At 70.2% G+C, this 24,319-nt stretch carries 21 protein-coding genes; 6 read left to right on the forward strand and 15 right to left on the reverse strand.

What is annotated here, in order from left to right; genetic code table 11:
* Positions 1-2 precede the first annotated feature (2 nt).
* The 7 genes from J4573_RS25685 to J4573_RS25715 are packed head-to-tail and all read right to left on the reverse strand — an operon-like array spanning position 3 to position 7,750.
* Positions 3-353, reverse strand: a complete 351-nt coding sequence (locus J4573_RS25685) for a hypothetical protein (RefSeq protein WP_208258379.1) — start codon at positions 351-353, stop codon at positions 3-5.
* Complete coding sequence (locus J4573_RS55480) at positions 350-2,560, reverse strand: hypothetical protein (protein WP_208258380.1); 2,211 nt, start codon at positions 2,558-2,560, stop codon at positions 350-352. Before J4573_RS55480 ends, J4573_RS25685 begins: the two co-directional genes overlap by 4 nt.
* Positions 2,560-3,888 carry a lipopolysaccharide biosynthesis protein gene (locus tag J4573_RS56185; protein WP_208258381.1) on the reverse strand — a complete coding sequence of 443 codons (1,329 nt, stop codon included), beginning with the start codon at positions 3,886-3,888 and terminating at the stop codon, positions 2,560-2,562. The genes J4573_RS55480 and J4573_RS56185 overlap by 1 nt, the downstream gene beginning before the upstream one ends.
* A complete protein-coding gene (locus tag J4573_RS25700; RefSeq protein ID WP_208258382.1) occupies positions 3,881-4,666 on the reverse strand; it encodes a polysaccharide deacetylase family protein in 786 nt (261 codons plus the stop codon). The genes J4573_RS56185 and J4573_RS25700 overlap by 8 nt, the downstream gene beginning before the upstream one ends.
* Positions 4,666-5,814, reverse strand: a complete 1,149-nt coding sequence (locus J4573_RS25705) for a glycosyltransferase family 2 protein (protein ID WP_208258383.1) — start codon at positions 5,812-5,814, stop codon at positions 4,666-4,668. Before J4573_RS25705 ends, J4573_RS25700 begins: the two co-directional genes overlap by 1 nt.
* The gene (locus J4573_RS25710; protein ID WP_208258384.1) at positions 5,811-6,881 is read right to left on the reverse strand and encodes a GNAT family N-acetyltransferase; all 1,071 of its coding nucleotides are present in this window, start codon (positions 6,879-6,881) and stop codon (positions 5,811-5,813) included. The genes J4573_RS25705 and J4573_RS25710 overlap by 4 nt, the downstream gene beginning before the upstream one ends.
* The gene (locus J4573_RS25715) at positions 6,881-7,750 is read right to left on the reverse strand and encodes a glycosyltransferase family 2 protein (protein ID WP_208258385.1); all 870 of its coding nucleotides are present in this window, start codon (positions 7,748-7,750) and stop codon (positions 6,881-6,883) included. Before J4573_RS25715 ends, J4573_RS25710 begins: the two co-directional genes overlap by 1 nt.
* Positions 7,751-8,097: 347 nt before the next feature.
* Between J4573_RS25715 and J4573_RS25720 the strand changes: the two genes are divergently transcribed.
* A complete protein-coding gene (locus tag J4573_RS25720) occupies positions 8,098-9,249 on the forward strand; it encodes a DUF1444 domain-containing protein (protein ID WP_208258386.1) in 1,152 nt (383 codons plus the stop codon).
* A 16-nt stretch (positions 9,250-9,265) separates the two neighbouring features.
* Here J4573_RS25720 and J4573_RS25725 read toward each other — a convergent pair whose 3' ends face one another.
* From J4573_RS25725 to J4573_RS25745, 5 genes are all read right to left on the reverse strand, one after another.
* Positions 9,266-10,876, reverse strand: coding sequence for a multicopper oxidase family protein (locus J4573_RS25725; RefSeq protein WP_208258387.1), 1,611 nt, complete (start codon positions 10,874-10,876; stop codon positions 9,266-9,268).
* Positions 10,877-10,898: 22 nt separating this feature from the next.
* Positions 10,899-11,303 (reverse strand): hypothetical protein, encoded by a 405-nt coding sequence (locus J4573_RS25730; RefSeq protein WP_208258388.1) that lies wholly within the window; start codon positions 11,301-11,303, stop codon positions 10,899-10,901.
* 111 nt (positions 11,304-11,414) lie between these two features.
* The gene (locus tag J4573_RS25735; RefSeq protein ID WP_307796881.1) at positions 11,415-12,734 is read right to left on the reverse strand and encodes a maltokinase N-terminal cap-like domain-containing protein; all 1,320 of its coding nucleotides are present in this window, start codon (positions 12,732-12,734) and stop codon (positions 11,415-11,417) included.
* A gap of 3 nt (positions 12,735-12,737) precedes the next feature.
* Positions 12,738-14,471 (reverse strand): maltose alpha-D-glucosyltransferase, encoded by a 1,734-nt coding sequence (treS, locus tag J4573_RS25740; RefSeq protein ID WP_307796893.1) that lies wholly within the window; start codon positions 14,469-14,471, stop codon positions 12,738-12,740.
* A 305-nt stretch (positions 14,472-14,776) separates the two neighbouring features.
* Positions 14,777-16,891: an alpha-1,4-glucan--maltose-1-phosphate maltosyltransferase gene (locus J4573_RS25745; protein WP_243773533.1), complete on the reverse strand. Its 2,115-nt coding sequence runs from the start codon at positions 16,889-16,891 to the stop codon at positions 14,777-14,779.
* Between the two features lie 327 nt (positions 16,892-17,218).
* On the opposite strand from J4573_RS25745, the gene J4573_RS56190 reads away from it, so the two are divergent.
* The 4 genes from J4573_RS56190 (at position 17,219) to J4573_RS25765 (ending at position 21,637) form a co-directional block, all read left to right on the forward strand.
* Complete coding sequence (locus J4573_RS56190; RefSeq protein ID WP_208258389.1) at positions 17,219-17,650, forward strand: VanZ family protein; 432 nt, start codon at positions 17,219-17,221, stop codon at positions 17,648-17,650.
* 59 nt (positions 17,651-17,709) lie between these two features.
* Positions 17,710-20,310 carry an alpha-glucan family phosphorylase gene (glgP, locus tag J4573_RS25755; protein WP_208258390.1) on the forward strand — a complete coding sequence of 867 codons (2,601 nt, stop codon included), beginning with the start codon at positions 17,710-17,712 and terminating at the stop codon, positions 20,308-20,310.
* Between the two features lie 122 nt (positions 20,311-20,432).
* Positions 20,433-21,041 (forward strand): hypothetical protein, encoded by a 609-nt coding sequence (locus J4573_RS25760; RefSeq protein WP_208258391.1) that lies wholly within the window; start codon positions 20,433-20,435, stop codon positions 21,039-21,041.
* A gap of 29 nt (positions 21,042-21,070) precedes the next feature.
* Complete coding sequence (locus J4573_RS25765) at positions 21,071-21,637, forward strand: hypothetical protein (protein ID WP_208258392.1); 567 nt, start codon at positions 21,071-21,073, stop codon at positions 21,635-21,637.
* On the opposite strand, the gene J4573_RS25770 is transcribed toward J4573_RS25765, so the two are convergent.
* Positions 21,634-22,182 (reverse strand): hypothetical protein, encoded by a 549-nt coding sequence (locus J4573_RS25770; RefSeq protein WP_208258393.1) that lies wholly within the window; start codon positions 22,180-22,182, stop codon positions 21,634-21,636. The two genes, J4573_RS25765 and J4573_RS25770, sit on opposite strands and share 4 nt — an antisense overlap.
* Positions 22,179-22,418: a helix-turn-helix transcriptional regulator gene (locus J4573_RS25775; RefSeq protein WP_208258394.1), complete on the reverse strand. Its 240-nt coding sequence runs from the start codon at positions 22,416-22,418 to the stop codon at positions 22,179-22,181. Before J4573_RS25775 ends, J4573_RS25770 begins: the two co-directional genes overlap by 4 nt.
* 110 nt (positions 22,419-22,528) lie before the next feature.
* Here J4573_RS25775 and J4573_RS25780 point away from each other — a divergent pair, with 110 nt between their 5' ends.
* Positions 22,529-23,689 carry a sensor histidine kinase gene (locus tag J4573_RS25780; RefSeq protein ID WP_243773535.1) on the forward strand — a complete coding sequence of 387 codons (1,161 nt, stop codon included), beginning with the start codon at positions 22,529-22,531 and terminating at the stop codon, positions 23,687-23,689.
* 51 nt (positions 23,690-23,740) lie between these two features.
* Here J4573_RS25780 and J4573_RS25785 read toward each other — a convergent pair whose 3' ends face one another.
* Positions 23,741-24,292, reverse strand: coding sequence for a dihydrofolate reductase family protein (locus tag J4573_RS25785; RefSeq protein WP_208258395.1), 552 nt, complete (start codon positions 24,290-24,292; stop codon positions 23,741-23,743).
* Between the last annotated feature and the right edge of the window lie 27 nt (positions 24,293-24,319).

A 24,319-nucleotide genomic window follows, 5' to 3' on the forward strand; every position in this document is an offset into this window, starting at 1 on the left:
CGTCAGTGCTCGTAGAGCCAGTCTTCCTCGTCCTCGTCCCTGCGGGGGAGGCGGATGTCGGTGCGGGTCACGCCAGCGGGCGGGGGTGGCGGCGGAGGTGGCGGGGGCGGCTGCCTGCGCTTGTGCACGCGGGCCAGCGCCGCCACCAGCGCGCTGAGGACGACGACGACCGTCAGGCCGGTGCCGGGGGACCAGGCGCCGGCCATCAGCATGATCTGGGCCGTGCCCGCGACCACCACGATGGCCGCGGCGACGGCGACGACCAGGCGGCCGACCGGGTCCAGGCCGCGCATGAGGCTCCAGAACGCCGCGCCCGGGACGGCGAACAGCAGCAGCGCCAGCACGATCGTCACGAGATCACCACGAATCGTTCGAGGATCACCGCGACCACGCTGACCAGGAGCGGGATCGCCAGGACGGTGAGCGGTCTCAGCCGGCGCAGGTCGTTCGGCGGCAGGCGCAGGCGGCGCAGCTCGCGGGCCAGCAGCACGCCGAGCAGGACCGGCAGGTAGATGAGCCCGGCGGGCGTCCACGGCGAGTTGCGCAGGCCGAGACCGGCCTTGGGCGGCACCTGGGCGACCGGTTCCGAGGGCGGGTTCTTCAGCCGGTAGACGGCCGCGTCGCGGTCGGCGAACACCACCTTGATCTGCGGGTTCGCCGCCAGCGCCGCGCGCATCTTCGTCGCGAAGTCGGGGGCGAGACCGCCGGACAGCACCTGGTAGTCCTCATGGCTGCGGGTGGTCACGAAGAAGCCGCCCGGCCCCTGCTCCTTGAGCCGCTGGACGATCTGCGAGGTGTCGGCCGGGTTGCCGCGGTTGGCGATCACGGGCGTGTAGGTGAACCGCTCCCAGCTGCGGTACGACCAGGGCATCACGGGCGTGCCGCCGACCAGGTCGGGGTTCTCGGCGCTGAGCCACACCACCCCGATCGCGCCCTTGTAGTCGTCGAGCATCACGTCGAACGCGCGCACGTCGCTCTTGCGCACCTGCTCGAACTTCTCGTTGCCGTACCGCACGGTCAGGAACCCGCCGGTGAGCAGCAGCGCGAAGACCGCGGCGGCCGCCACGGCGGGCACGTGCCGCCGCGAGCCGGTGCGCAGCCTGCCCAGCCACAGCCGCACCTTCGGATCCCGCACGCGCGGCGCGTCGAACGGCGCCGGGAAGAACAGGTAGGCGATCAGCAGGCAGGCCGCGGGCAGCATGAAGAAGTAGATCCGCAGCGCCAGCTCGCCGCCGTAGTTCTGGAGCCCGAACGAGGAGAACGGCACCACGACCAGCACCAGCGCGACCCGGTCGTCGATGCCGCGCGAGCGGCGCCGCAGCAGCCCGGCGAAGGCGAGGCCCATCACCGCGACCGCGATGACGATCCGCAGCTCCTGCACGGTCGCCGTGGAGTTCGCGGTGTTGCCGATCCGGCCGCCGGTGCTCTGCGAGACGTTGGCGAAGACGTTCCCCAGGCCGCCGAACAGCTCGCCCTTACGGCTGGACCAGTAGCCGACGGTCATGAAGCTGATCCACGCCGCGTACACCACGCCCGCGATGAACGGCAGCCCGCGCAGGCTGCACCGCCGCACGATCACCAGGCCCGCCGCCGACGCGGTCATCAGGAACGGGGTGAGCTGGTGCGCGGCCGTGCCGACCAGGATCAGCGCGAACAGCAGGATCAGCAGGATCGACTGGTCGCGCACGCTGACCTTGGGCGCGGGCAGCTCGCCGGGGTCCTTGGGCCCGAACAGCCAGTTGTAGACCCCCCAGAACGGGCCCTTGCGCTGCTCGCGCGTCTCGGCGGTGCGGCGGCGCCCGGCGCGCTGCGTCGTCTCGTCGTGATACCGGAACCAGTTGACCAGGATCGCGACGAAGAACATGTAGAGCAGGTAGGCGAACGCCTGCGGCGACAGGTAGTCCTGCCCGACCCAGTTGGCGGCGATGAACAGCCACGCCGCGAACCACTTGGCCCGCCACGTGCAGCGCAGCACCCGCAGGATCAGGACGTAGGGGATCAGGTAGAGCAGGTTGGTGACGGCCGGCGCCCAGCGCAGCAGCGGCTCGATGTTGTTCTGGCCGATCGCCTTCATGACGAACGCGATGAACGCGAAGAACCCCGGCGTGGAGAACCGCGCGTCCAGGTCCCAGCTCACGGTGTGGTTGCGGGTGATGTACTCGATGAAGCCCGCGGTCTGCCACGCCGTCGGGAACCGAGCGTACGGCTCCAGCGCCAGCGTCACCGCGTGCAGCGCGAGGACCATCAGGACGATCTGGAGCGTCAGCAGCAGCCGGTTCGGGCGCTGCAGCGCCAGCGTGGCCATGAACGTGAGGACCATCAGCCCGGCGCCGAGCAGCGTCGCGATCGGCAGCACGCCGATCAGGCCGTAGCCGTTCATCGCGTCGAGGTCGACGCTCCGCAGCGGGATCCAGAACAGCAGCACGCCCAGGGTCAGCGTCGCGTAGAGCGCGATGAGGACCCGTCGCGGGGTCGGTGGCGCCGGCGGCCTGGCGGCCTCGGCGTCCCCTCCTTGGACGGCGCTCCTCCTGGGTTCGGGGGCCTGACGTACCGTCACCATCAAGAGATAACCCGCCCCTCGGTGGTGAGGGAAGGCTTCGCCCGGGTCGCGCGCAGCAGACCGGGCATGATGGCCGCGGCCACCACCACGTTCACGCCCACGATGATCAGTCCGATGGTGGCCAGGTGGTCGCCGTCGAACAGCGCCAGGATCAGGCCGAGGACGCTGAGGAAGCGGATCGCCTGGATGATCGCGATGAGGCGGGTGCGGTTCTCCACGCGCAGCACGCCGATGTAGAGCTCGATGAACGCCTTGGGCAGCACGGCCAGCGCCAGGATCTGCAGCAGCGGCGCGCCGACCGAGGAGTAGTCGTGGCCGAAGAACTCCAGCGCGAACGGCGCGGCCACGATCGTGACGACCACGATCGGCGTCATCAGCATCAGCGTGCGCTTCAGCGCCTGCCGGGTGGACTCGGCGAGCCTGGCCTTGTCGAACGAGCCCTCGACGGTGAGCGACATCGACAGCGTGAGCGCGAGCAGGTCGAGCATCATGCCGAGCGCCCAGGCCATCTGGAAGTAGGCGTTGGTGGTCTCGTCCAGGTGCGCGGCGACGACGACCGGGACCAGGCTGATGGAGGCGTACTGGAACGCGCCGCCGATGTAGGCGCCGCCCACGTACCGCGCGATCTCGCGGTGGGTCGGCCGGGGACCGCGCCCGGCGTTCTCCCGGCTGTGCTGCGGGATCATCTTGCGGAAGATGAAGTAGCTGACCGGCAGCAGCGCGACCAGCACCGGGATGAACCACGACAGCGTCACGCCGTCGCTGGGGAACGAGGCCGCCAGCGCGACCAGCAGGACCAGCTTGGCCGCGCCGAAGATCGTGTTGACCACCGGAACCCAGCCCGCGTGGCGGAGCCCGGTGAACACGCCCTCCTGCTGGTTCCACAGGTTCCAGGCGACCGCCATGACCAGGAACCAGATCGCCGACCGCCAGTTGTGCAGGTGCTGGAACGAGGGGCCCCAGATGTGCAGCGTCAGCAGGAAAACCGTCGCCAGCGCCGCCGCGGCGGCCGCGCCGGTCCCGTAGCAGACCAGCACCAGCGAACGGGTGTTGCGCGCGGTCTGCGGGATGAAGCGGATCAGCAGGAAGTTGAGCATCGTGACGCTGCCGACGAACATGATCGCCTGGATCACGGCCCAGTTGCGGCCGACGTCGTCGGGTGCGTAGAACTTGGCGCCGAGCGCCCAGTAGGCGAGGCCGAGCAGCCCGGTCAGGCCGCCGTTGGCGACCAGCGCGTAGGCGTTGCGGAAGAGCGGGTTCGACAGTTCGCGGCGCAGCCAGCCCGGTGCCTCGGGCGGCTGCGGCGCCAGGACCTGGCCATCAGACACGGAGGGCCGCCTTCCGCACTGCGTACCTGGTGCGCCTGACGACGGCGTACCCCTTGGTGAGCGCGCGGTCCTTGAGGAAGACCCGGGTGACGTCCCTGCCCTCGACGACCCGGCCGAAGGCGTCCAGCGTCGTGGACGCGCCGACGGTCAGCCGGGGGATCGTCAGCACGTCGGGGTCCTCGCTCAAAGTGAGCCGGTTGGCCACCGCGCAGGCGGATTCGTACCCGGCGTCGCCGACGGCACGCCGGACCCGCGCACTGGAGTAGCCGTACGGATAGGCCATGGTGGTGACCGGTGCGGCAAGCCTGTCCTCCAGGAGACCCTTGTTGCGGGTCAGCTCGTTCGCGAGCGCGCGGTCGGGGAGCTGGTCGAGCTGCGGATGGCTGTGGCTGTGGCCGCCGATCTCGATCCGGTGCTCGGCGGCCTCGCGCACCTGCGCCCAGGAGAGCATCGCGTCCAGCGCTCGCCCCGCGGCGTCCGCGCCCGCGTCGGCGAGCCAGCCGGTCGTCACGAACACCGTCGCGGTGAAGCCGTGCTCGTCCAGCACCGGCAGCGCGTTGTAATGGAAGTCGGCGTAGCCGTCGTCGAAGGTGATGACGATCGGCTTGGCCGGCAGGTCGTCCCCGTACAGCGCGGAGAAGGCGACGGGCGTGAAGCCGTGGTCGGCGAGCAGCGCCATCTGGTCGGCGAACGCGCCGGGGCTCACCGCGAGCGCCGCCGTGTCGGCCGGCGGCCGGTCGCGGACAGAGTGGTACATCAGAACGGGTACGCCGTGCATCAGGCGACTCCTTCGCCGCCCGGGCCGCCCTTGGCCGCCGTGGTTCCAGTGTCCTGGGAAGCCGTGGTGCCGGGGGTCTCGGAGGCCCCGGGGGTCTCGGAGGCCGGGCTGCCGGGGCCCTGGGAGGCCGGGCGGGTCCGCCGGGTCTGGCGGCGGGCGGAGGCCTTGCCGATGCCGTAGCCCCAGGCCGTCCAGGCGAGCCCGACGGTCAGCGCGGCCGCGCGGCCGAGGCCGCCGGCGTCACCGCGGAACGCGTCGCCGACGCCCTTGGCGGCGCCGCGCGGGATCGTCTTCAGCGCGTGGTTGCGCTCGCTGGCCAGTCCGTCCTGGCTTCCGACGCTCGCCGTGACCAGGGCCTTGGACAGGCCCTCGGCGTAGCAGCGCTCGCGGAAGTAGGAGAAGCGCGCGCGCTCCTTGGGCACCCGGTGCCAGATGACCGCGTTGTCGTCGTACAGCAGCTCGGACTCGGGGCTGCGCTGCCGCAGCCGGATGCAGAACTCGGTCTCCTCGCAGCCGAGGGGCCGCTTGTGGAACCCGCGCCCGATGCCCGAGTCGAAGCCGCCGGCGATCGGGAACATCTCGCGCCGGAACGAGGCGTTGCCGCCCATCAGGTTGCGGATCGGGCCGGGCTTCATGCCGCGGTAGGTGCACCCGACCGTCCAGTCGAACTCCTCGGGGAACCAGCCCGGCCGCGTCCCGGTCGTCTCCGGAACGGGCGCGTGGATCAGCGCGGCGGACGGCGTCGAGCCGGGCCACATCGGCAGCGTCAGGCCGCCCACCCCGGCGACCTTCGGGTCGTCGTAGTGGCCCGCCATCGCCTCCAGCCAGCCGGGCGCCGCCACCGCGTCGTCGTCCAGGAACGCGACGACGTCGCCGGTGGCGATCGAGACGCCGGTGTTCTTGCCGCCCGACAGCCCGCGGTCCTCCTGGTTCTCCACGACGTTCAGGCCGGTGATCCCGGCGAGGGACTGGGCGAGGCGCGCGTGCAGCGCCGGGTTGTGGTCGACGACCAGGATGATCTCGGCGGCCGGATGGGTCTGGGCGCGCACGGACTCGACCGCCGCGTGCACGTCGTCCCAGCGCTGGTCGGTGTAGGCGCAGATGACGACGGAAAAGGTCGGGTCGGTGGTCGTGCTGTCGCTGGTCACTTCGTACGTCCCCTCAGCCGGGCGTACGTCTTGAGCACCCGGTCCGCGCGTTTGTAGAGCGCGGGGTTGTCCAGGACGGCGCCGCGGGCCTTGTTGAGCGGCGTCGTCCGCGCCCAGTGCAGCCCGGCGCCGAGGGTGGGCCGGGAGACCCGGCCTTCGGCGATGGCGATCTCGCGGCCCTTGAAGCCCTCCTTGAACTCCTTGCCGCCACGGCCCATCGCTATCTCGGTGATGCCGTTGTCCGCGCATCCCTCGGCCAGCCTGAGGTGGCCGATCATGCCGGTGGAGTACTTGCCGAAACGCGTGTCGTACGCCGGGAACCAGCCCGCCATCACGTTGGCGTTACGCAGCCCGAAGTGCGCGGACACCATTTCGTCCCCCGCGTACAGCACGCTCAGGACGCCGAAGCCGGTCTCGTGGAAGTGCTTGAGCAGCTCGACGATCCACGGCTTGGCGAACCGGTCGGTGCGGCCGGTGCGGGTGTACTGCTCGGACTTGAGGTCCATCAGCCGGCGCAGCTCGGCGGGGTCGTCGCAGGAGAAGACGTAGCGCAGCTCGCCGACGTCCCGCCCGAGCTTGCGCTCCTTGTAGCGGATGGTCTTGTGGCTCTTCGGCGCGGCTTTCTTCATCTCCGCCTCGAACGCCGCGAACCCCTCGCTGAGGTCCATGACCGGCTCGACGCGGCGCACCTTGTGGAACGGTTCGAACGTGCGCTGCGCGGCGATCAGGTGGTCGAAGTCCCAGACGTTCAGCTTGCACGAGCGCAGCAGCAGCTTGGCGTCCAGCGCCAGGTCCGGCGGTGCCACGATGCCCTGCAGGTCGGTCAGGCCGAAGCCGACCGGGTGGGCCACGCCGAGCGCGGCCCGTTCGTAGGGGAAGAACGCGACGACGTCCGGCCCGTCCTCGATGACGGCCACCCGGACGTCGTCCCGGAACGTCCCGACCCCGAGCGTGAACTCCGGCGCGAGGAACGGGTTCATCAGATCCCGGTCGCTGAGCTGGAGGTCACGCCATCGCTTGACCTCGGCCTCTCCAAGATCGAGAGGCCGGACGACGGTCGTCTTCATTACTCGGTCCCGGTGCGGCTGAACGCGGCGGCCTGCCAGCTCAGCGGAACGGTGGTCTCGCACATCGGCTGGTCGGCCGGGGGCGTGAGCCGCCCCTTGAAGCGGAGGCGCACCATGGTGCGCAGGACGCGGAAGCCGTCCCGCCAGGTGTTGAGGTTGGACTCGCCGTGGCGGCGCTCGGTCTCGTGGCTGGCGACCTCGGCGATGCGCAGGCCCGCCCGGACGGCGTTCACGCACATCTCGGTCTCGATCTCGAAGCCGGTCGACTCCAGCCGGAGCCGCTCGACCGCGTCGCGGCGCATCGCCACGTAGCCGTAGCAGAGGTCGGACCAGTTCTGCCGGTAGAGCTTGTTGGCGAGGCCGGTGAGCGCCGAGTTGCCCAGGCGCCGCAGGCCCGTGAGGTCGTCCGAGCCGCCCCCGCAGCCGTAACGAGTCCCCTTGACGAAGTCGAAGCCGCGGCACAGCAGCGCGAGGAACGAGTCGAACTCGGCCGGGTCCATGCTCCCGTCGGCGTCCAGCATGACGATCATCTCGGACGTCGCCGCGGCCATCCCCGTCCGCATGGCGCTGCCCTTGCCCGTCGGCGGCTCGATGATGATCCGAGCGTCCGGGCGCACCGAGAGCACGTACTCGACCGTCCCGTCGGTGGACTCGCCATCGACGATCACGATCTCGTCCACCGCCGCCAGCCGCGGCATGAGCCATCGGAGGTTGTCGGCCTCGTTCAGCGTCGGGACGACCGCGGTGACGGTCGGCCACCGCCGCGCGTGAGGAGAGGGGGAGAGCAGTCGCGAGTGGTGGCGTGAGGCCACCCGGTGGCCGCGACCAGGCCCGCCCCCCGTGGCGCGCACTGAGTCTGGAGTCTGCATCGGAAATCCCCGTGGCTCGTCGTTGTCCTGACCCGTTAGATGGCGGGTCCGCCCATCATGTTTGGAGGACTCTGCGTAGGACTCCCGTAAGTTGCGCAGAGTCGCCTACGCACCTCGTACCGCTCCGGCTGGTAAGGGGTCCGTCACGCGCCGATGTGCCGGTCATAGGCCCACAAACGGCACAAACAGGCCGTTGATCATGGCCGCATGTGGACACCCCCCACCACGGCCCGTCATGGCATGAAACGCCTGAAACGTCCCGATAGGTCGTTACGTACGGTGAACGGTGGTATTTCTGCGAGAATCCCCGCATGGCGGAAGAGGGGCTGCGCGGAAGATTGTTCGGAATGGTGCTTTCGGCGGAGGAGCTGCACGACCCGCCGGAGACCGTTCCGGAGATCGCGCCCGGCCTGCACGAGGTGATCGCGGTGAGCGGCGACGCCGGACTGGACGAGGAGGCGCTGGAGTCCCTCGGCACGCCCGAGGAACAGCGCGAGCTCGCGCACCGCAACCTGCGCGCCCTGCCGATCGAACGGCACGAGGTCGTGCACGCCGACGAGGGCGGCAGCTACCACGTGCTGTCCGGGGAGACCGCGTTCACCGCGGGGCGCGTGCTGGTGCTGGACGACCTGGCGCCCCGGCTGACCGGTGGACCGATCCCCGGCGACGGGCTGCTGGTCACGCTGCCGACCAAGTTCCACGTGCTGCTGCACCCGATCACCGGTGGGACCGTGCTGAACGCGCTCGCCGCGATGGCCGAGGACACCGTCGGGCTGTTCAGCGCCAACGAGGCCCGGCTGTCGCCGCACGTGTACTGGTGGCGGGACGGCGCGATGGAGCGGCTCACCGCGCTGGACGGGCAGTCGCTCACCTTCGACTTCCCCGAGTCGTTCCACGAGATGATCGGCGAGATCCCCGAGCCGGTGCACGATCCGGTCAAGCGGCGCCGCCACCACTACCACTTCGTTCACACCGTGCTGCGCCAGGTGTCGCAGGACTACGGGCCGACGCTGCTGGCGAGCACCCCGGCGGGCGACCTCACCGGGATGCTGGAGAAGACCTGGCGCGACGTCGGCGAGGACCTTCCGGCCGATGAACGCCTGCCCGCGGACGGGCTGCTCGGCAACCTGCTCGAACTGAACGACGACCGCCTCATGCTGGTCAGCCTCCCCGAGCCGACCGCCGCGGCCGAGGCGTACTTCGCCGCGATGATCCAGCCTTCGGGCGCGGACGCCTGCCGCTTCTTCACGCTGGAGTACGCGACCGACCCGATCACCAACGAGCCGGGCGCGATCCTCGGCGAGTGGGTGGAGGAGGGGCACCGCCTCCACCTGACGGGCATGACGACGGAGCCGGAGGACTTCCTGCAGGCGATCGCCAACCTGCTGGGCTCGGGTGCGCCTGAGGACGCCGAGGCGGACCCCGAGCCCGTAGCGGAGCCGGAGGTCGCTCAGGACTCGGCGCCGGGCAAGCGGCGCGGGCTGTTCCGGCGTCGCTGAACGCCCGATCCCGGGGTCAGATGACGTCGAGGTTGGCCATCATTCCCATGTCCTCGTGCTCGGCGTTGTGGCAGTGGAAGAGGTAGCGGCCGCGGTAGCCGTCGAAGCGGGTGATGATCTCCGCTGACTCGCCCGGGCGGAGCGAGACGGTGTCCTTGAGGCCCGCGTCGTGGGCGAGCGGCTTCGCGCCGCCGCGCGACAGGACGTTGAACCCGACCATGTGCAGGTGGACGGGGTGATGGACGTCCGCGATCAGCCGCCACACCTCGACGTCGCCGAGCCGGGTCGTGACGTCGGAGCGGGCCGGGTCGAAGGGCAGCCCGTTGATCAGCCAGCCGTGGCCGCCGTTCATCCGCCCGGCGCGGAACGAGAAGTCGCGCGTCCGGACGGCGTCGGACCGGCGCCAGGCAGGCAGGTCATGGGCGAGGACGCGCGGGACGCGGCTGGGGTCGGCGGCCTTGCGCGCGACCCGGAAGGCCATCACGTCGCGGGTGCGCCCTTCGCCCAGCCGGTTGAGGATCCTGACGCGGCCGCCGATCGGGACGCCGGTGAAGTCGACGACCACGTCGTAGCGTTCGGCCGGGCCGATCGGCAGGGACCGGAGCGTGACGGGCGACGCGAGGAGGCCTTGGTCGGCGCCGACCTGGACGAGCGGGAGGCGGCGGCCGTCGTCGGTGACCGCTTCGAGGTCGTAGTGGCGGGCGTTCGAGGCGTTCAGGACGCGCAGCCGGTGGCGGGCCGCGTCGACCTCGTGCACGGGCCAGGGCGCGCCGTTCACCAGGATCACGTCGCCGAAGACCCCCGCGAGATAAGCCTCGCGGACGCCCGGCTGCTCGCGCAGGCCCGGGTCGAGCGAGGGGTAGCGCAGGCCGCCGTGGTCGTCGAACGCGCGGTCCGCGATCATCAGCGGCAGTTCGCGGGGACCGGAGGGCAGGCCCAGCGAATCCTCGGCGTCGTCGCGGACGATGTGCAGCCCGGCGAGGCCGCGCCAGATCGCCGGGGCGGTGAAGTCCATCCGGTGGTCGTGGTACCAGAGCAGCGTCGGCCGCTGATCCATCGGGAACGTGTACTCCCTGGTCAGCCGCGTCACCACGGCCTTAGGGTCCTGCATCCCGCCCATCCCGTGCATGCCGCTCATCCCGTGCGACGGCTGGGCGGCGGGGTCCTGCCAGTCCTTCGGCAGGACGAGGTCGGTCGGGTAGCCGTCGGAGGCGGCCGGGGTCCGGCCGCCGTGCAGGTGGACGACCGTCGGCACGGGCAGCTCGTTGTGGTGCGTCACGACGACCGGACGGCCGCGGCGCGCCTCGATCGTCGGGCCCGGGAACGTTCCACCGTAGGTCCACATCGGCGTCGAGACTCCCGGCAGGATCTCCAGGCTCGCCTCGCGCTGGGTGATCTCGTAGCGGTCGACGCCGCCCTTGGTGCTGACCGGCTTCAGTACGGAGGGGAGCGGCAACGGCACCTGGAAGGCGGGCGGCAGCGGGACGCCGCTGCGCAACTGGTCGCCGGTGGAGGCCGGTCGGCGTGCCAGGCCCGCCGCGGTGATCAGCCCGGTGGTGCCCAGCAGCCCGAGCGCTCCGCCGATGCCCAGGACCTGCCGTCGCCCGATGCCACGCGTCTCAGACACACGCGTCTCAGATACACGCGTCTCAGACATGGGCGTTCTCCCGCCGGGAGGCCCGCCGGACCGGCGCCCGCCGGATCGGCCGGCGCCACACGGCGATGAACAGCACGGCGAGCGCGACGATCGTCAGCACGCCCAGGGGCAGGTGCAGCCAGAGCGCCCCGTCCATCCCGGCGAAGTACTGCACCGTCTCGGCCACCACCAGCGCGAACGTGGCGGCGAACGGCCAGGCCTGACGCAGCCGGACCCAGACCACGATCGCCGCGATCAGCTGCACGTAGCCGATCGAGGTGACCACGTTGGCGCCGGCCGCGTGCCAGCGCAGGGCGTCGTAGTCACCGCTCAGATAGACCCCGGCGAACACGGGCTGCCCGAAGATCGCGACCGCGTGCGCGCTGACGAGGGCCCGCATCACCCATCCGGTGACCATGAGGCGTCCTCCTCAATCCGTTCTCGATTCACCTCCAGATCCTCATGGCTGACGAGTTATCTTGTCTAAGATCAATATTGCTATTCTGTTATGTAGTCGAGGGCATGGCCCCTAGGCGGCCAGGTGGGAGAGGGAACGCAGGGGAACGTGCAACCAGGAGGGACGGTTGCGGGCTTCGTAGCGGACCTCGTAGACGGCCTTGTCGAACTCGAAGGCGCGGATGAGTGAGGCGTGCTCGGCAGGGTCCGGGCCTCCCGCCGATGCGTAGCCCTTGCAGAACGCGTCCCGGTTGCGGGCGGCCCACGCGTACGCGCGAGACTCCAGGCCGTTCTCGGCCTCCATGAAGCGGGCCGCGTACTCGAAGGAACGGAGCATGCCCGCCACGTCGCGCAGCGGGTGGGCCAGGTCCTTGCGTTCGGTGGGGGTACGGGCCGGTTCCCCTTCGAAGTCCAGCAGCACCCAGCCCGTGTCGGTCCGCATGACCTGGCCCAGGTGATAGTCGCCATGGACACGTTGAACGGTCAGGGGAGACGGCATCGCCGCCAGGTCGTCGAAGGCCGACGCGATGGCCTCGGCCTGCGGGCGCAGGTCGGGGACCTCGTTGCAGACCTCCGACAGCTGCGCGCGCATGCGTTCGACCATCGTCAGAAGGTCGGCCCTCGGCTGGGTGGTGACGCCGAACGCCTCCGCCAGATCGCGGTGGACGGCGGCGGTCGCGGCCCCCAGGCGTTCGGACTCGGCCGCGAAGTCGCCACCGGCGGTGGCGGGATCGGAACCGACGTCGCAGAGCCAGTCGCGGGCACTGGTGACGGCCAGTTTCCAGCCGTCGGTGCCCGTCCGGAGGTATTCGGAGAGAAGGGCCAGGGTGTCGCCGGAGTCGGTCTCCATCCAGCCGATGACGGCCGGAGTGTGCTCGGAGCCGCTCAAGGCCAGGTTGACCTCTAGGTCGGGATTGACTCCGGGGGACAGGCGGCGGAACAGCTTGCAGATGTAGGAGTCGGCGAAGATGACAGAGGTGTTGCTCTGCTCGCCGGCGATCAGGGCACTGTCGAGCCCGGTGTCTATGGCCACACCGGGCGTGTGCCGGAAGCGCAGAGAACCTATGTGGGTCTCATCCGCCATGCGGGACAGCAGAAGGGCGTTCGCCTCGGGGTCGTGCGCCGCGTCGTAGAGGACGCTGCCGGGGACGAGGCCTATCTCTCCCGGCCGCAGCCGTTCGGGGATGTCCCGGCTGGAACCGATGACGAGCTGATAGTGGTCGACGACGGGCCCCTGTTCGACGGCCAGGACCAGATGATGGAGGGCAGGCCGCAACTCGGTCGCGGTAACGACGGAGACCCCCGAGATCTCACGGTCCTTACCTGCGAACCACCGTTGCCGGGGCAGCCAGCCGGCCAGCAGCCCGGTCAGTACGGGCTCTGGGGGCAGCACGGGCTAGGTCACCTCATCTCCATTGGCAGGAGGGAGCAGGAACCAGTAGAAGCCGTGGCCGGGCAGCGTCAGCAGATAGGGAAGCTCACCGATCGCAGGGAAGCGCACGCCGCCCATGCACTCGATCGGGGTGGATCCCTGGAAACGCCGCAGGTCCAGCTCCACGGGCTGGGGGAAGCGGGACAGGTTGTTGACGCACAGGACGGTGTCCATGCCGCCCCACTGGTTGGCCTCGCCGCCGTTGATCTCCCGTACGAACGCCAGGACGCTCGGGTTGGACGCCGACAGCTCCACGTACGCGCCGACGCCGAACACCGGGTGGCGCTGGCGGATCTCGATCATCTTGCGGGTCCAGTGCAGCAGCGAGCCGGGGTTGTTCTGCTGCGCCTCGACGTTCACCGCCTGGTAGCCGTAGATGGCGTCCTGGATGACCGGCAGGTAGAGGCGCGCCGGGTCGCACTTGGAGAAGCCGGCGTTGCGGTCCGGCGTCCACTGCATGGGCGTGCGGACGGCGTCGCGGTCGCCCAGCCAGATGTTGTCGCCCATCCCGATCTCGTCGCCGTAGTAGAGGACGGGCGAGCCGGGCAGGGACATCAGCAGCGCGGTGAACAGCTCCAGCTGGTTGCGGTCGTTGTCCAGCAGCGGCGCGAGGCGGCGGCGGATCCCGATGTTGGCCTTCATCCGGGGATCCTTGGCGTACTCGGCGTACATGTAGTCGCGCTCTTCGTCCTCGACCATCTCGAGCGTGAGCTCGTCGTGGTTGCGCAGGAAGATGCCCCACTGGCAGTTCTCGGGGATCTTCGGCGTCTGCGCCATGATCTCCGAGATCGGGTAGCGCTGCTCGCGGCGTACGGCCATGAAGATGCGCGGCATCACCGGGAAGTGGAACGCCATGTGGCACTCGTCGCCGCCCACGCCCGGGTCGCCGAAGTACTCGACCACGTCGGCCGGCCACTGGTTGGCCTCGGCCAGCATGACCCGGTCGGGGTAGAGCCGGTCGATCTCGGCGCGGACGCGCTTCAGGTAGGCGTGCGTCTCCGGGAGGTTCTCGCAGTTGGTCCCCTCGCGCTCGTAGAGATAGGGGACCGCGTCCAGCCGGAAACCGTCGATGCCGAGGTCCAGCCAGAAGCGGAGCACCTCCAGCATCGCGTCCTGGACGTTCGGGTTGTCGTAGTTCAGGTCCGGCTGGTGCGAGAAGAACCGGTGCCAGTAGTACTGCCCGCGCACCGGGTCGTAGGTCCAGTTGGAGGTCTCGGTGTCGACGAAGATGATGCGGGCGCCCGAGTACTTGTCGTCTGTCTCGTTCCAAACGTAGAAGTCCCCGAACGGGCCGTCCGGATCCGAGCGCGAGGCCTGGAACCAGGCGTGCTGGTCCGAGGTGTGGTTCATGACCAGGTCCGCGATCACCCGGATGCCGCGCGCGTGCGCCTCCTCGATCAGCTCGACGAAGTCGCCGAGCTCGCCGAACTCCGGAAGGATCTTGGTGTAGTCGGCGATGTCGTACCCGCCGTCGCGCAGGGGCGACTGGTAGAGCGGCAGCAGCCACAGGCAGTCGATGCCGAGCCACTGGAGGTGGTCCAGCCGCTGGATGAGGCCGCGCAGGTCACCCGTGCCGTCGCCGTCGGAGTCGTGGAACCCGCGGACCGCCACCTCGTAGAAGACCGCGGTCTTGTACCAGTGCGGATCGCGCGGCGTCTCGGGCGCGAACGCGTCGGGGACGGGCTCGGCCGCGCCGATGTTGCCCTCCGGCGGGATCTCGGGGATCGGCTCCGCGTCGGGCAGCGCCCCGGGCGGGGCCGCGTTCTCGGGCGGGCGACCGTCCGGGCTGGAGGCTTCAGGTGTGGGGGCTTGGGGCGGGAGATCGGCTTGAGGCGGGATGTGGACTCCGGGGTTGGGGGCTTCAGGTGTGGGGGCTTCAGGTGTGGGGGCTTCGTGAGCGGGGGCTTCGGAAGCCGGGGCTTCGGGGGTGGGGGCTTGGGCTGGGGGATGGGCTTCGGTCGAGGCGGGTGTCCCGGATACGGGGGAAGGTGAGGTGCGTGGGTTCAACTCTCGTTTCTCCGGAGCGTGAGTATGTGTGCCGGCTGGTCGTGAGGGTCGAGGCGCACGTAGTTCTCCTGCCGCCAGTGAAAGGTGTCGCCCGACAGCTCGTCGGTCACGGCGAACTCGGCGCCGGGCTCGAGCCCGAGCGCGGACAGGTCCAGATGAACGGTCGCCTCACGAGTCTGATGAGGGTTGAGATTGACCACAGCGATGACCACGTCGTCCAGCAGCCGCTTGGAGAAGCAGATGAACTCGGGCTGGTCGACGGGGTGGAACTTCAGGTTGCGCAGCCTGCGCAGGGCGGGATGGGCCCGCCGGTAGTGGTTCAGGCGGGTGATGAGCGGGGCGATCGTCGCGCCCTCCCGTTCGGCCCCCTCCCAGTCGCGCGGACGGTACTGGTACTTCTCTGAGTCGCGGTACTCCTCACTGCCGGGGCGTACGGGGACGTTCTCGATCAGCTCGTACCCGGAGTAGACCCCCCAGGTGGGCGACAGCAGCGCGGCCAGGATCGCGCGGATCTCGAACGCGTGGCGGCCGCCGTGCACGAGGTACTCGTTCAGGATGTCGGGGGTGTTCACGAAGGCGTTCGGCCGCATGTAGGCCGCCGCGTCCCCGGCGAGCTCCTCGAAGTACTCCTCCAGCTCCCACTGGGCGTTCTTCCAGGTGAAGTACGTGTAGGACTGGTGGAACCCGATCTTGCCGAGCGTGTGCATCATCGCGGGCCGGGTGAACGCCTCGGCCAGGAACAGCACGTCGGGGTCGGTGCTCGCGACCTCGGCGAGGAGCCGTTCCCAGAACCGCACGGGCTTGGTGTGCGGGTTGTCGACGCGGAAGATCCGTACGCCGTGGTCCATCCAGTGCCGGACGATCCGCAGCACCTCGCGGTAGATGCCCTCGGGGTCGTTGTCGAAGTTCAGCGGGTAGATGTCCTGGTACTTCTTCGGCGGGTTCTCGGCGTAGGCGATCGTGCCGTCGGCCCGTTCGGTGAACCACTCGGGATGCTCGGTGACCCACGGGTGGTCGGGCGAGCACTGGAGCGCCAGGTCGAGCGCGACCTCCATGCCGAGGTCGCCGGCGGCCGAGACGAACGCCTTGAAGTCCTCCAGCGAGCCGAGGTCGGGGTGGATCGCGTCGTGGCCGCCGTCCGGCGAGCCGATCGCCCACGGCGAGCCGGGGTCGTACGGGCCCGCGTCGAGGGTGTTGTTGGCGCCCTTGCGGAACGTGGTGCCGATCGGGTGGATCGGCGGGAGATAGACGACGTCGAAGCCCATGTCGGCGACGGCCGGGAGCCTGTTGATCGCGGTGCGGAACGTGCCGCTCTGCGGTCCGCGGCGGCCCATCGGGTCGTACGAGGCGCCCTCGGAACGCGGGAAGAACTCGTACCACGACCCGACCAGCGCGCGCTCGCGGTGCACCGCCAGCGGCAGCCACTCGGAGTCGGTGATCAGCTCGCGGAGCGGGTGGCGGTGCAGCAGCTCGATCACGTCGGGGTGGCCGGCGGCTTCGAGCCGTTCGATCGGGGAGAGCGTCGCGTCGGCGAGCGTCCTGGCGAGCCGTACGAGCCGGGGCCGGTCCTTGGCGGGCACCGACTCGGCGGCGCGGGCGAACAGGAGCGAGCCCTCGGTGAGCATCAGCTCGACGTCCTGGCCGCGCGGAACCTTGATCTCGGCGTCGTGCCGCCAATGCGCGATCGGGTCGCCCCACGCCTCGACGCGGTAGTGCCACATGCCCTCGGACGTCGGCGTGACCTCGGTCGCGTAACGGTCGCTGGGCGGGTTGATCTCGGTCATGTGCGCGAGCGGGAACAGCTCACCGTCCGGAGTCCGCAGAACCGCCGCGCAGCCGAGCATCTCGTGCCCCTCGCGGATGACCGTGGCGCTCACGGTGAACGTCTCGCCGATCACCGCCTTGGCGGGCCAGTTTCCGCCTCCGACCTGCGGCTGAACGTCCAGGATGGGGATGCGGCCGATCCTGGGCTCGGGGCCCGGCTCCGGCTTCGGCCCGGTCGCCTCCCGGTCGGCCTCCCGGTCCGCCGGATCGGGCTCCGTTCCGGGCTTCGATCCGGCCTCCGGGTCGGTCATCTGGGTCGTGCCGGACATTGCGGACTCGACTCGCATGCGCCATCCCCTACCCGCTAGCGATGTACAAATTCGTCCATGCCCGCGTTCGGCCGCTTATCGTCATGTAGCCATGGCTAACTTTGTGCTACTCCGCAGATGCTGTCCGTCGCGCCATTTGGGCGCTATGGTCTTCTGTCCCTCCTGCGCCTCTCCCGCGTCCGGCTTCGGCCGCCGGGCCGCCGAACTCCGCGGTCCGGCGGTTCGTCGTTCTAGGGGACGGGGGAGGTACGCGGGGTGCCGCAACACGTGCCGTTCGAGGCGATACGCGCGCTGACGCTATGGGTCGTCTTGGCTGGGATAGGAGTGCTCGCGTGGCGGCCCTTGGTGCGGCGTACGGGGTGGGCGGCGCTGCCGACCTTGGCGTTGCTGGTGTGGGGCGCGCTGGTGCTGTCGATGACGTTGCCCATGACGGTGGAGCCGGGTGTGGGGGCGCGGCTGGACCAGTGCCTCGCCGACCCGATCGGGCGCATGGACTGGTCGGTGCGGACGTTCGGGGAGCGCGGGCTTGAGGACGTGATGAACGTCGCGCTGTGGATTCCCTGCGGGTTCTTCGGGGTGCTGGCGACGCGGCGGGCGGTCGCGGCGCCGGTGGTGATCGCGGCGGGGTTCGTGGTCGTGGAGTTCCTGCAGACCCTGGATCCGGGGCGCGAGTGCGACCCCGGCGACTGGGTGTACAACTCGTTCGGCGTCGCCGCGGGGGCCCTGGCCGCGGCGGCCCTCACCGCGTTGCGCGCATCGCTCCGCACCGATCCCTAGAGTGACGATCTTGTGGCGTCGGTCGCGTCGCGGAAGGGATGCGCCTACCGTGGCCGTACGTGAAGGCAATCAGGCGATTCACCGTACGCACCGTCCTTCCGGCCCCGCTGCGCGGGCTTGAGGAGCTCGTCCTCAACCTGCGCTGGTCGTGGCACCACGAGACCCTCGACGTGTTCCGCTCCGTCGACCCCGAGCTCTGGGACCTGGTCCGGCACGACCCGGTCCGGCTGCTCGGCGAGGTCTCGCCCGAACGACTCGCGCAACTCTCCCAGGACCGGCGGTTCCTGCGACGCCTCCAGGACGCCATCGAGGACCTGCACGAATATCTCGGCTCGCCGCGCTGGTACCAGGGCCTGGACGCCGCCGCCCGCCCCGCGTCGATCGCCTACTTCTCGCCCGAGTACGGGATCACCGCCGCGCTGCCGCAGTACTCAGGCGGCCTCGGCATCCTGGCCGGCGACCATCTGAAGACCGCCAGTGACCTGGGCGTCCCCATCATCGGCGTCGGGCTTCTCTACCGGCACGGCTACTTTTCCCAGTCGCTGTCGCCCGACGGCTGGCAGCTTGAGCGCTACCCCACGTTCGACCCCAACGGGCTGCCGCTGACGCTGCTGCGCGAGCCGGACGGTACCCCCGTGCGCGTCACGATCGGGCTGCCGCAGGGCCGCGACCTGCACGCCCAGGTGTGGCTGGCGCAGGTGGGGCGGGTGCCGCAGCTGCTGCTCGACTCCGACGTCGAGGACAACGACCCGGCCGCCCGCGACATCACCGACCGCCTGTACGGGGGCGGCGGCGACCACCGGCTGCTCCAGGAGATGCTGCTCGGCATCGGCGGTGTGCGGGCGATCCGCGCGTACTGCAGGATCAGCGGCCACCCGGCACCCGAGGTGTTCCACACCAACGAGGGCCACGCGGGCTTCCTCGGACTGGAACGCATCCGCGAGCTGGTCTCCGAGCAGGGCCTGTCGTTCGACGAGTCGCTGGAGTCGGTGCGGGCCGGGACGGTCTTCACCACGCACACGCCCGTTCCGGCGGGCATCGACCGCTTCCCGCGCGAGCTGATCTCCAAGTACTTCGGCGGGGTGAACGAGGAGCGCGACGTCCCGGTGGACCGCGTCCTGGCGCTCGGCGCCGAGGACTACCCCGACGGCGACCGGACCGTGTTCAACATGGCCGTGATGGGCATGCGGCTCGCCCAGCGCGTGAACGGCGTCAGCGAGCTGCACGGCGAGGTCAGCCGGGAGATGTTCGGCGGGCTGTGGGGCGGCTTCGACACCGGCGACGTCCCGATCGGCTTCGTCACCAACGGCGTCCACCCCGGCACGTGGGTGGCGCGCGAGGTGCTCGAGCTGGCCGAACGCGAGGTCCCCGCGCTCGTCGAGACCGGGCAGGGCTGGGCCGACGTGCGCAAGGTCCCCGAGGGCGAGATGTGGCGCGTACGGGGCGTGCTGCGCGGCCGGCTCGTGCGCGAGGCCCGGCGCCGGCTGCGCGAGTCGTGGCGGCAGCGCGGCGCGAGCGCCGCCGAGATCTCGTGGATCGACGACGCGCTGGACCCGGAGGTCCTGACGATCGGGTTCGCGCGCCGCGTTCCGTCCTACAAGCGGCTGACGCTGATGATGCAGGACCCGGACCGGCTCAAGGAACTGCTGCTGCACCCCACGCGTCCCGTGCAGATCGTCATCGCGGGCAAGGCGCACCCTGCCGACGAAGGTGGAAAGCGGCTCATCCAGGAGATCGTGCGGTTCGCCGACGCGGAGGACGTACGGCACCGGATCGTGTTCCTGCCCGACTACGACATGGCGCTCGGGCAGTCGCTCGTGCAGGGCTGCGACGTCTGGATGAACAACCCGCTCAGGCCGCTGGAGGCGTGCGGCACCTCCGGCATGAAGTCGGCCCTGAACGGCGGGCTCAACCTCTCGATCCGCGACGGCTGGTGGGACGAGTGGTACGACGGCCAGAACGGATGGGCCATCCCCTCGGCGGACGGCCTTTCCGCCCCTGAGCGGCGCGATGCCCTGGAAGCCGCGGCCTTGTACGAACTGATCGAGGACCATGTGTCGGTGACGTTCTATGACCGGAACGGATCGGACCTGCCGCGCCACTGGCTGGAGATGGTGAAGCACACCATCGCCACGCTCGGGCCGAAGGTTCTGGCGCCTCGCATGCTGCACGACTACGTGCAGGGGTACTACGCCCCGGCCGCTGCGTCCGCGCGTGCGATGAGCGGGGACGGGCATGCGGGCGCACGGTCTCTGGCCGCGTGGAAGCAGCGCGTCCTGAAGGCGTGGCCGTCGGTGGCCGTCGAGCATGTCGAGTCGTCCGGCGAGGAGAGCCCGCACGTGGGAGCCCGCCTGACCGTCCGCGTGGTGGTCGACCTGGGCGGACTGGACCCCGACGACGTCGCCGTGGAGGTGGCGTACGGGCGCGTGGACGACAGCGACGTGCTGATCGAGCCGTCGTACGTCGACCTGGACGGCGCCGAACGCTTCGAGGACGGCCGCCTGCGCTACGTGGGCGACGTGCCGCTCGGCCGCAGCGGCTCGTTCGGCTACAACGTGCGCGTCGTGCCCCGCAACCGGATGCTCGCCAGCCAGGCCGAGATGGGCCTCATCGCCCTCCCGCCCGCCCCGCACGGCATGACCAACGGCGACCTCCGCTAACCCGCCGCCAGACCGCCGCCAGACCGCTGCCTGGCCGCTGCTCAGAGGGGCGCGGCCAGGGCAGGCCAACGGCGGGCTGGACCCGATCCGCGCCTGCCGGACTCGGGCATAATGCGTCGATCATGCGGCGGCGGACGAAGGTCTACATCGCGCTGGGCATGGCCGTCATCGGGGCCCTGCTCGGCGGTGGCGTCGTCTGGTCGGGCTTCTCGCAGGCCGACGATGACGACGAGCCCGTCCCGGTCGTACGGTCCGCGTGCGACCTGGTCGACCAGGCTCGGCTCGACCAGGTGCTGCCGCATGCCACCGTGGAGTCGGAGTCCCTGGGACTGACCGAACCGGGCGCCGAGGGCGAGTCCCGCAGCGACTGCACGTTCGAGATGGGGAACGACTACCAGTACCGCCTGTCGCTGACCGTCGTCCGGCACGGCGAGACCACCGGTTACAAGAGGCAGGGAAAGAACCGCGGCCCCAAGGTCACCCATCCCGCCGTGGAGAACGCCCGCAAGGCCTACGACCTGGACGTGAAGTCGCCCGAGTACGGCTGCACGCTCACGACGGTCATCGTCCCCGGCGTGGCCGCCTGCGCGGGCAACTACCTGCGGGACCCGGCGTACGTGGTCAAGGCCCTCCACGACAAGACGGTGGTGACGGTCATCGCCGTTCGCCCGACGACGGGCCGTGAACCGCAACTTCAGCGCCTGGCCCAGGCTTTGGCGGCCGCCGCATGACCGTGCCCGAGGACGACAAGCCTTCGCCCTTGCCTACGCGACCCGGTTGGCCGCAAGCCGACCCGATCGACCTGCAAGAGGCGCTCAAGCCCGGCGTCTACGGCCTCTTCGGCGGCGTGGTCGTGGGCACGGTGACGATCATCCTGGGGTTCGTGACCGGGCTCCTGCCGTTCGGCCGCACCGAGCTGCACGATCCGTGCCGTACGGCCGACATCGCGGCGCTGGTGACCGACGCCTCGAACGCCATCGGCAGCGGCGGCGCCACCAGCGCCCGGTGCAGCACCAACGGTTCGCGCGGCGCGGGCTTCGCGGAGATGAACATCCACCTGGAGCGGTTCGGCCCTGAGGAACACGCCATCGACGGCATGCGCCGGGGCTGCACCGCGCTCGCCGGCCTCGGCCCGGTGAGCCGTCCGACCGGCATCGGCGACGAAGCCTGCGTGGCCTCCGAGGACGGCCGCCTGCGCATAGCCACCGTCCTCGCCCGCCAGGACAACATCCAGATCACCGTTCGCTACGTCACTCAGGCAAGGACCGTGGCCGACGCCCAGCAGGTCGCCCTCACGGCGGCCCGCCGGGTGGCCGCCTCGCCTTAGCCCTCCTCGTCGACGGCAGGCGGGTCGGCCATCTTCCAGGTGGCGATGAGGTACGGCAGGGCGGCGATGCTGGCCAGCAGGGAGAAGAAGGTCACCACGACGGCCGCCGCGGAGACGTGGTCGTCGTCTCCCATCAGGGCCAGGACCACGAAGCAGGTGGCGAAGACCAGCAGCAACGACGCGCGGTGGGCATCGGCGTGCGCCCGGTAGCGCTGCTGCAACTGCCGCTCGTCCAGGAGGTGCTCCGGGATCCGCCCGGACACCCCGCTCACCAGGATCAGCGTTCCGAAGACCCAGGCCCCGAGGGCGAGCCCGATGCCGCACAGCACGAACGTGGAGATCATCGCCGTGTTGCTGGGGGCGAGCAGCCAGCAGACGACCGCGGCCGCCCAGAACAGGCCCAGGCATCCCACGCCCAGCGCCACCAGGCGCCGCCGCCCCGTGCGTGAGTCGTAGCGGGCGGGCACGTCCTGCTCCATCAGCTTCCGCAGACGCTCGTCCTTCTTGCTGCGCTTGGACATGGTGCTCTCTCTCATCACAGTCACGAGGTGCTCCCTAGGCGGGGGAAGGGATTCAGGGAGAAGACGACCTCGACCGGCACTTCGAAGTACTCCGCGATGCGAAGCGCCAGGTGCAGGCTCGGGCTGTATTCACCGCGCTCCAGGTAGCCGATGGTCTGGTAGTGAACGCCGAGTGCCGTCGCAAGGTCACGCCGCGAGACCCCCCGTTCCGCGCGGAGCATCGGGATCCGGTTGTAGACGTTCTCCTTGTCGGTGGACATCAGCGGACGTCCCGTATGAAGGTCACAACACTCTCTCCTACCTCTACTTCCATTGATAGTAGATGTACTACATTTCATTGCAGGATCGCAAGATCTGGCAGGATGAGGGGATGCGGTCGACGTGGAGTGAGTGGCTGCCCTGGCCGCTCCGTGGTCAGGCCGCCGACGCCGCCCTGGCGGCGGGTCTCTTCGTCGTGATCTCCCTGTTCACGCTCGCCGGCGAAGAGGTCAAGTCCCGCGGCGCCGTCCCCGGTCTCGGCTGGGTGCTCATCGTGATCGCCTGCGGGGCGCTCTACTGGCGGCGCAGGCATCCCGCCCTGGTGGCGCTCATCACCGTCGCGGCGTGCTGCGTCTACTACCCGCTCGCCGAGCCCGACGGGCCCTTGCTGCTCACGTTCGTCGTCTCGCTCTACACCGCCGCCGCCGAGGGCCGCCTCTGGGTGGCCGCCGGCCTCAGCGTCGTCGCCCTGATGATCATGCTGTACGGCGAGGTGACCAGCGGCGTCGACCACCTGCGGGACGCCGGCCTCTACCTGATCATCGGCTGGTTCGTGGCGGTCGTGGCGATCGGCGCTGTCGTCAACAACAGACGCGCCTACCTGGGCGCCATGGAGCAAAGGGCCCTCGCCGCCGAACGAACCCGCGAAGAAGAGGCCCGCCGCCGCGCCACCGAGGAACGCCTGCGCATCGCCCGCGAGTTGCACGATGTTCTAGGGCACAACATCTCGCTCATCAACGTTCAGGCGAACGCGGCCCTCCACGGCCTCCACAAGGAGCCCTCTCAGGCCGAGACCGCGCTGGTGGCCATCAAGGACACCTCCAAGGAAACCCTTCGCGAGCTGCGCGCGACCCTGGGCGTCCTCAGGCAGGTGGACGAACGGGCCCCCGTGGCCCCCGCGCCCGGTCTCAAGGGCCTGCCCGAACTCACCGAACGTACCCGGGCCGCCGGCGGCCCCACGGTCAGCACCGAGATCCAGGGAGACCCCCGTCCGCTCCCGCCCGAAGCCGATCTCGCCGCGTACCGGATCGTCCAAGAGGCCCTGACCAACGTGACCAAGCACGCGGGAGCCACCGCCGTCGTGATCCGCGTCGTCTACACGCCCAAGACCGTGCAGCTCCACATCGACGACGACGGCGAATCCTCCTCGGTCCCGACCCCGGGCAACGGCATCCGCGGCATGCAGGAACGGGCCCAGGCCCTGGGCGGCACGCTGACCGCCGCCCCCAACCCAGACGGCGGCTTCAGAGTCCAGGCCCATATCCCCGCCTGAAGCCGCCTGAAGCCGCCTGAAGAAGGTCCGGGACCACCTCGGGCGTTCCGGCTAGCGAACGCGGTAACGCACATGCGTGGCGCCCGGCGTATCGATCACCTCGACGATCTCCAGCTCGACCTCGGCGGGCAGGATGTCGAACAACCGGTGGCCCTTGCCCAGCAGCACCGGCACCACATGGACCTGCACCTCGTCCAGTACCCCGGCCTCGATCGCCCGCTGCCCGGTGTACGCGCCGCGCACCTGCACGTCCCGTTCCCCGGCGGCGGCCTTGGCCTGCGCCATCGCGCTCTCGATCCCGTCGTTCACGTACGTCACCAGCGGATACCCCCACCGGGCGGCGGGCCCCGGCGGCCGGTGGCTGGGCACGAAGATCGGCAGCCCGCCGTGATCCCCGCCCCAGTGATCCATGAGCTCCGCCGTCCGCCGCCCCGACAGCACCGCCCCCGCGCCCTTCCACTCGTCCTCGAACCGCTTGACCACCGCGGACTCCTCCGCGGCCCATCTATGCAGCCGCTCGCCGTCCTCCCCACCCAGAAAGTCGTCCGGATCGGAGATGTAACCGTCGAGCGACACCGACATGTCGAGCACTGACTTGGACATTGCGCCCTCCCAGGCCTAGCCCACGGC

The sequence above is a fragment of the Actinomadura barringtoniae genome (assembly GCF_017573505.1).
Lineage (GTDB): Bacteria > Actinomycetota > Actinomycetes > Streptosporangiales > Streptosporangiaceae > Spirillospora > Spirillospora barringtoniae.

What these genes read in the sequence shown, in the direction of transcription:
- J4573_RS25745 (WP_243773533.1), bottom strand. Translation starts at nt 16,891, where the DNA reads ATGCGAGTCGAGTCCGCAATGTCCGGCACGACCCAGATGACCGACCCG.
- J4573_RS25780 (WP_243773535.1), top strand. Translation starts at nt 22,529, where the DNA reads ATGCGGTCGACGTGGAGTGAGTGGCTGCCCTGGCCGCTCCGTGGTCAG.
- J4573_RS25710 (WP_208258384.1), bottom strand. Translation starts at nt 6,881, where the DNA reads ATGAAGACGACCGTCGTCCGGCCTCTCGATCTTGGAGAGGCCGAGGTC.
- J4573_RS25760 (WP_208258391.1), top strand. Translation starts at nt 20,433, where the DNA reads ATGCGGCGGCGGACGAAGGTCTACATCGCGCTGGGCATGGCCGTCATC.
- J4573_RS25785 (WP_208258395.1), bottom strand. Translation starts at nt 24,292, where the DNA reads ATGTCCAAGTCAGTGCTCGACATGTCGGTGTCGCTCGACGGTTACATC.
- J4573_RS25715 (WP_208258385.1), bottom strand. Translation starts at nt 7,750, where the DNA reads ATGCAGACTCCAGACTCAGTGCGCGCCACGGGGGGCGGGCCTGGTCGC.
- J4573_RS25730 (WP_208258388.1), bottom strand. Translation starts at nt 11,303, where the DNA reads ATGGTCACCGGATGGGTGATGCGGGCCCTCGTCAGCGCGCACGCGGTC.
- J4573_RS25775 (WP_208258394.1), bottom strand. Translation starts at nt 22,418, where the DNA reads ATGTCCACCGACAAGGAGAACGTCTACAACCGGATCCCGATGCTCCGC.
- J4573_RS55480 (WP_208258380.1), bottom strand. Translation starts at nt 2,560, where the DNA reads ATGGTGACGGTACGTCAGGCCCCCGAACCCAGGAGGAGCGCCGTCCAA.
- J4573_RS25700 (WP_208258382.1), bottom strand. Translation starts at nt 4,666, where the DNA reads ATGCACGGCGTACCCGTTCTGATGTACCACTCTGTCCGCGACCGGCCG.
- J4573_RS25720 (WP_208258386.1), top strand. Translation starts at nt 8,098, where the DNA reads ATGGTGCTTTCGGCGGAGGAGCTGCACGACCCGCCGGAGACCGTTCCG.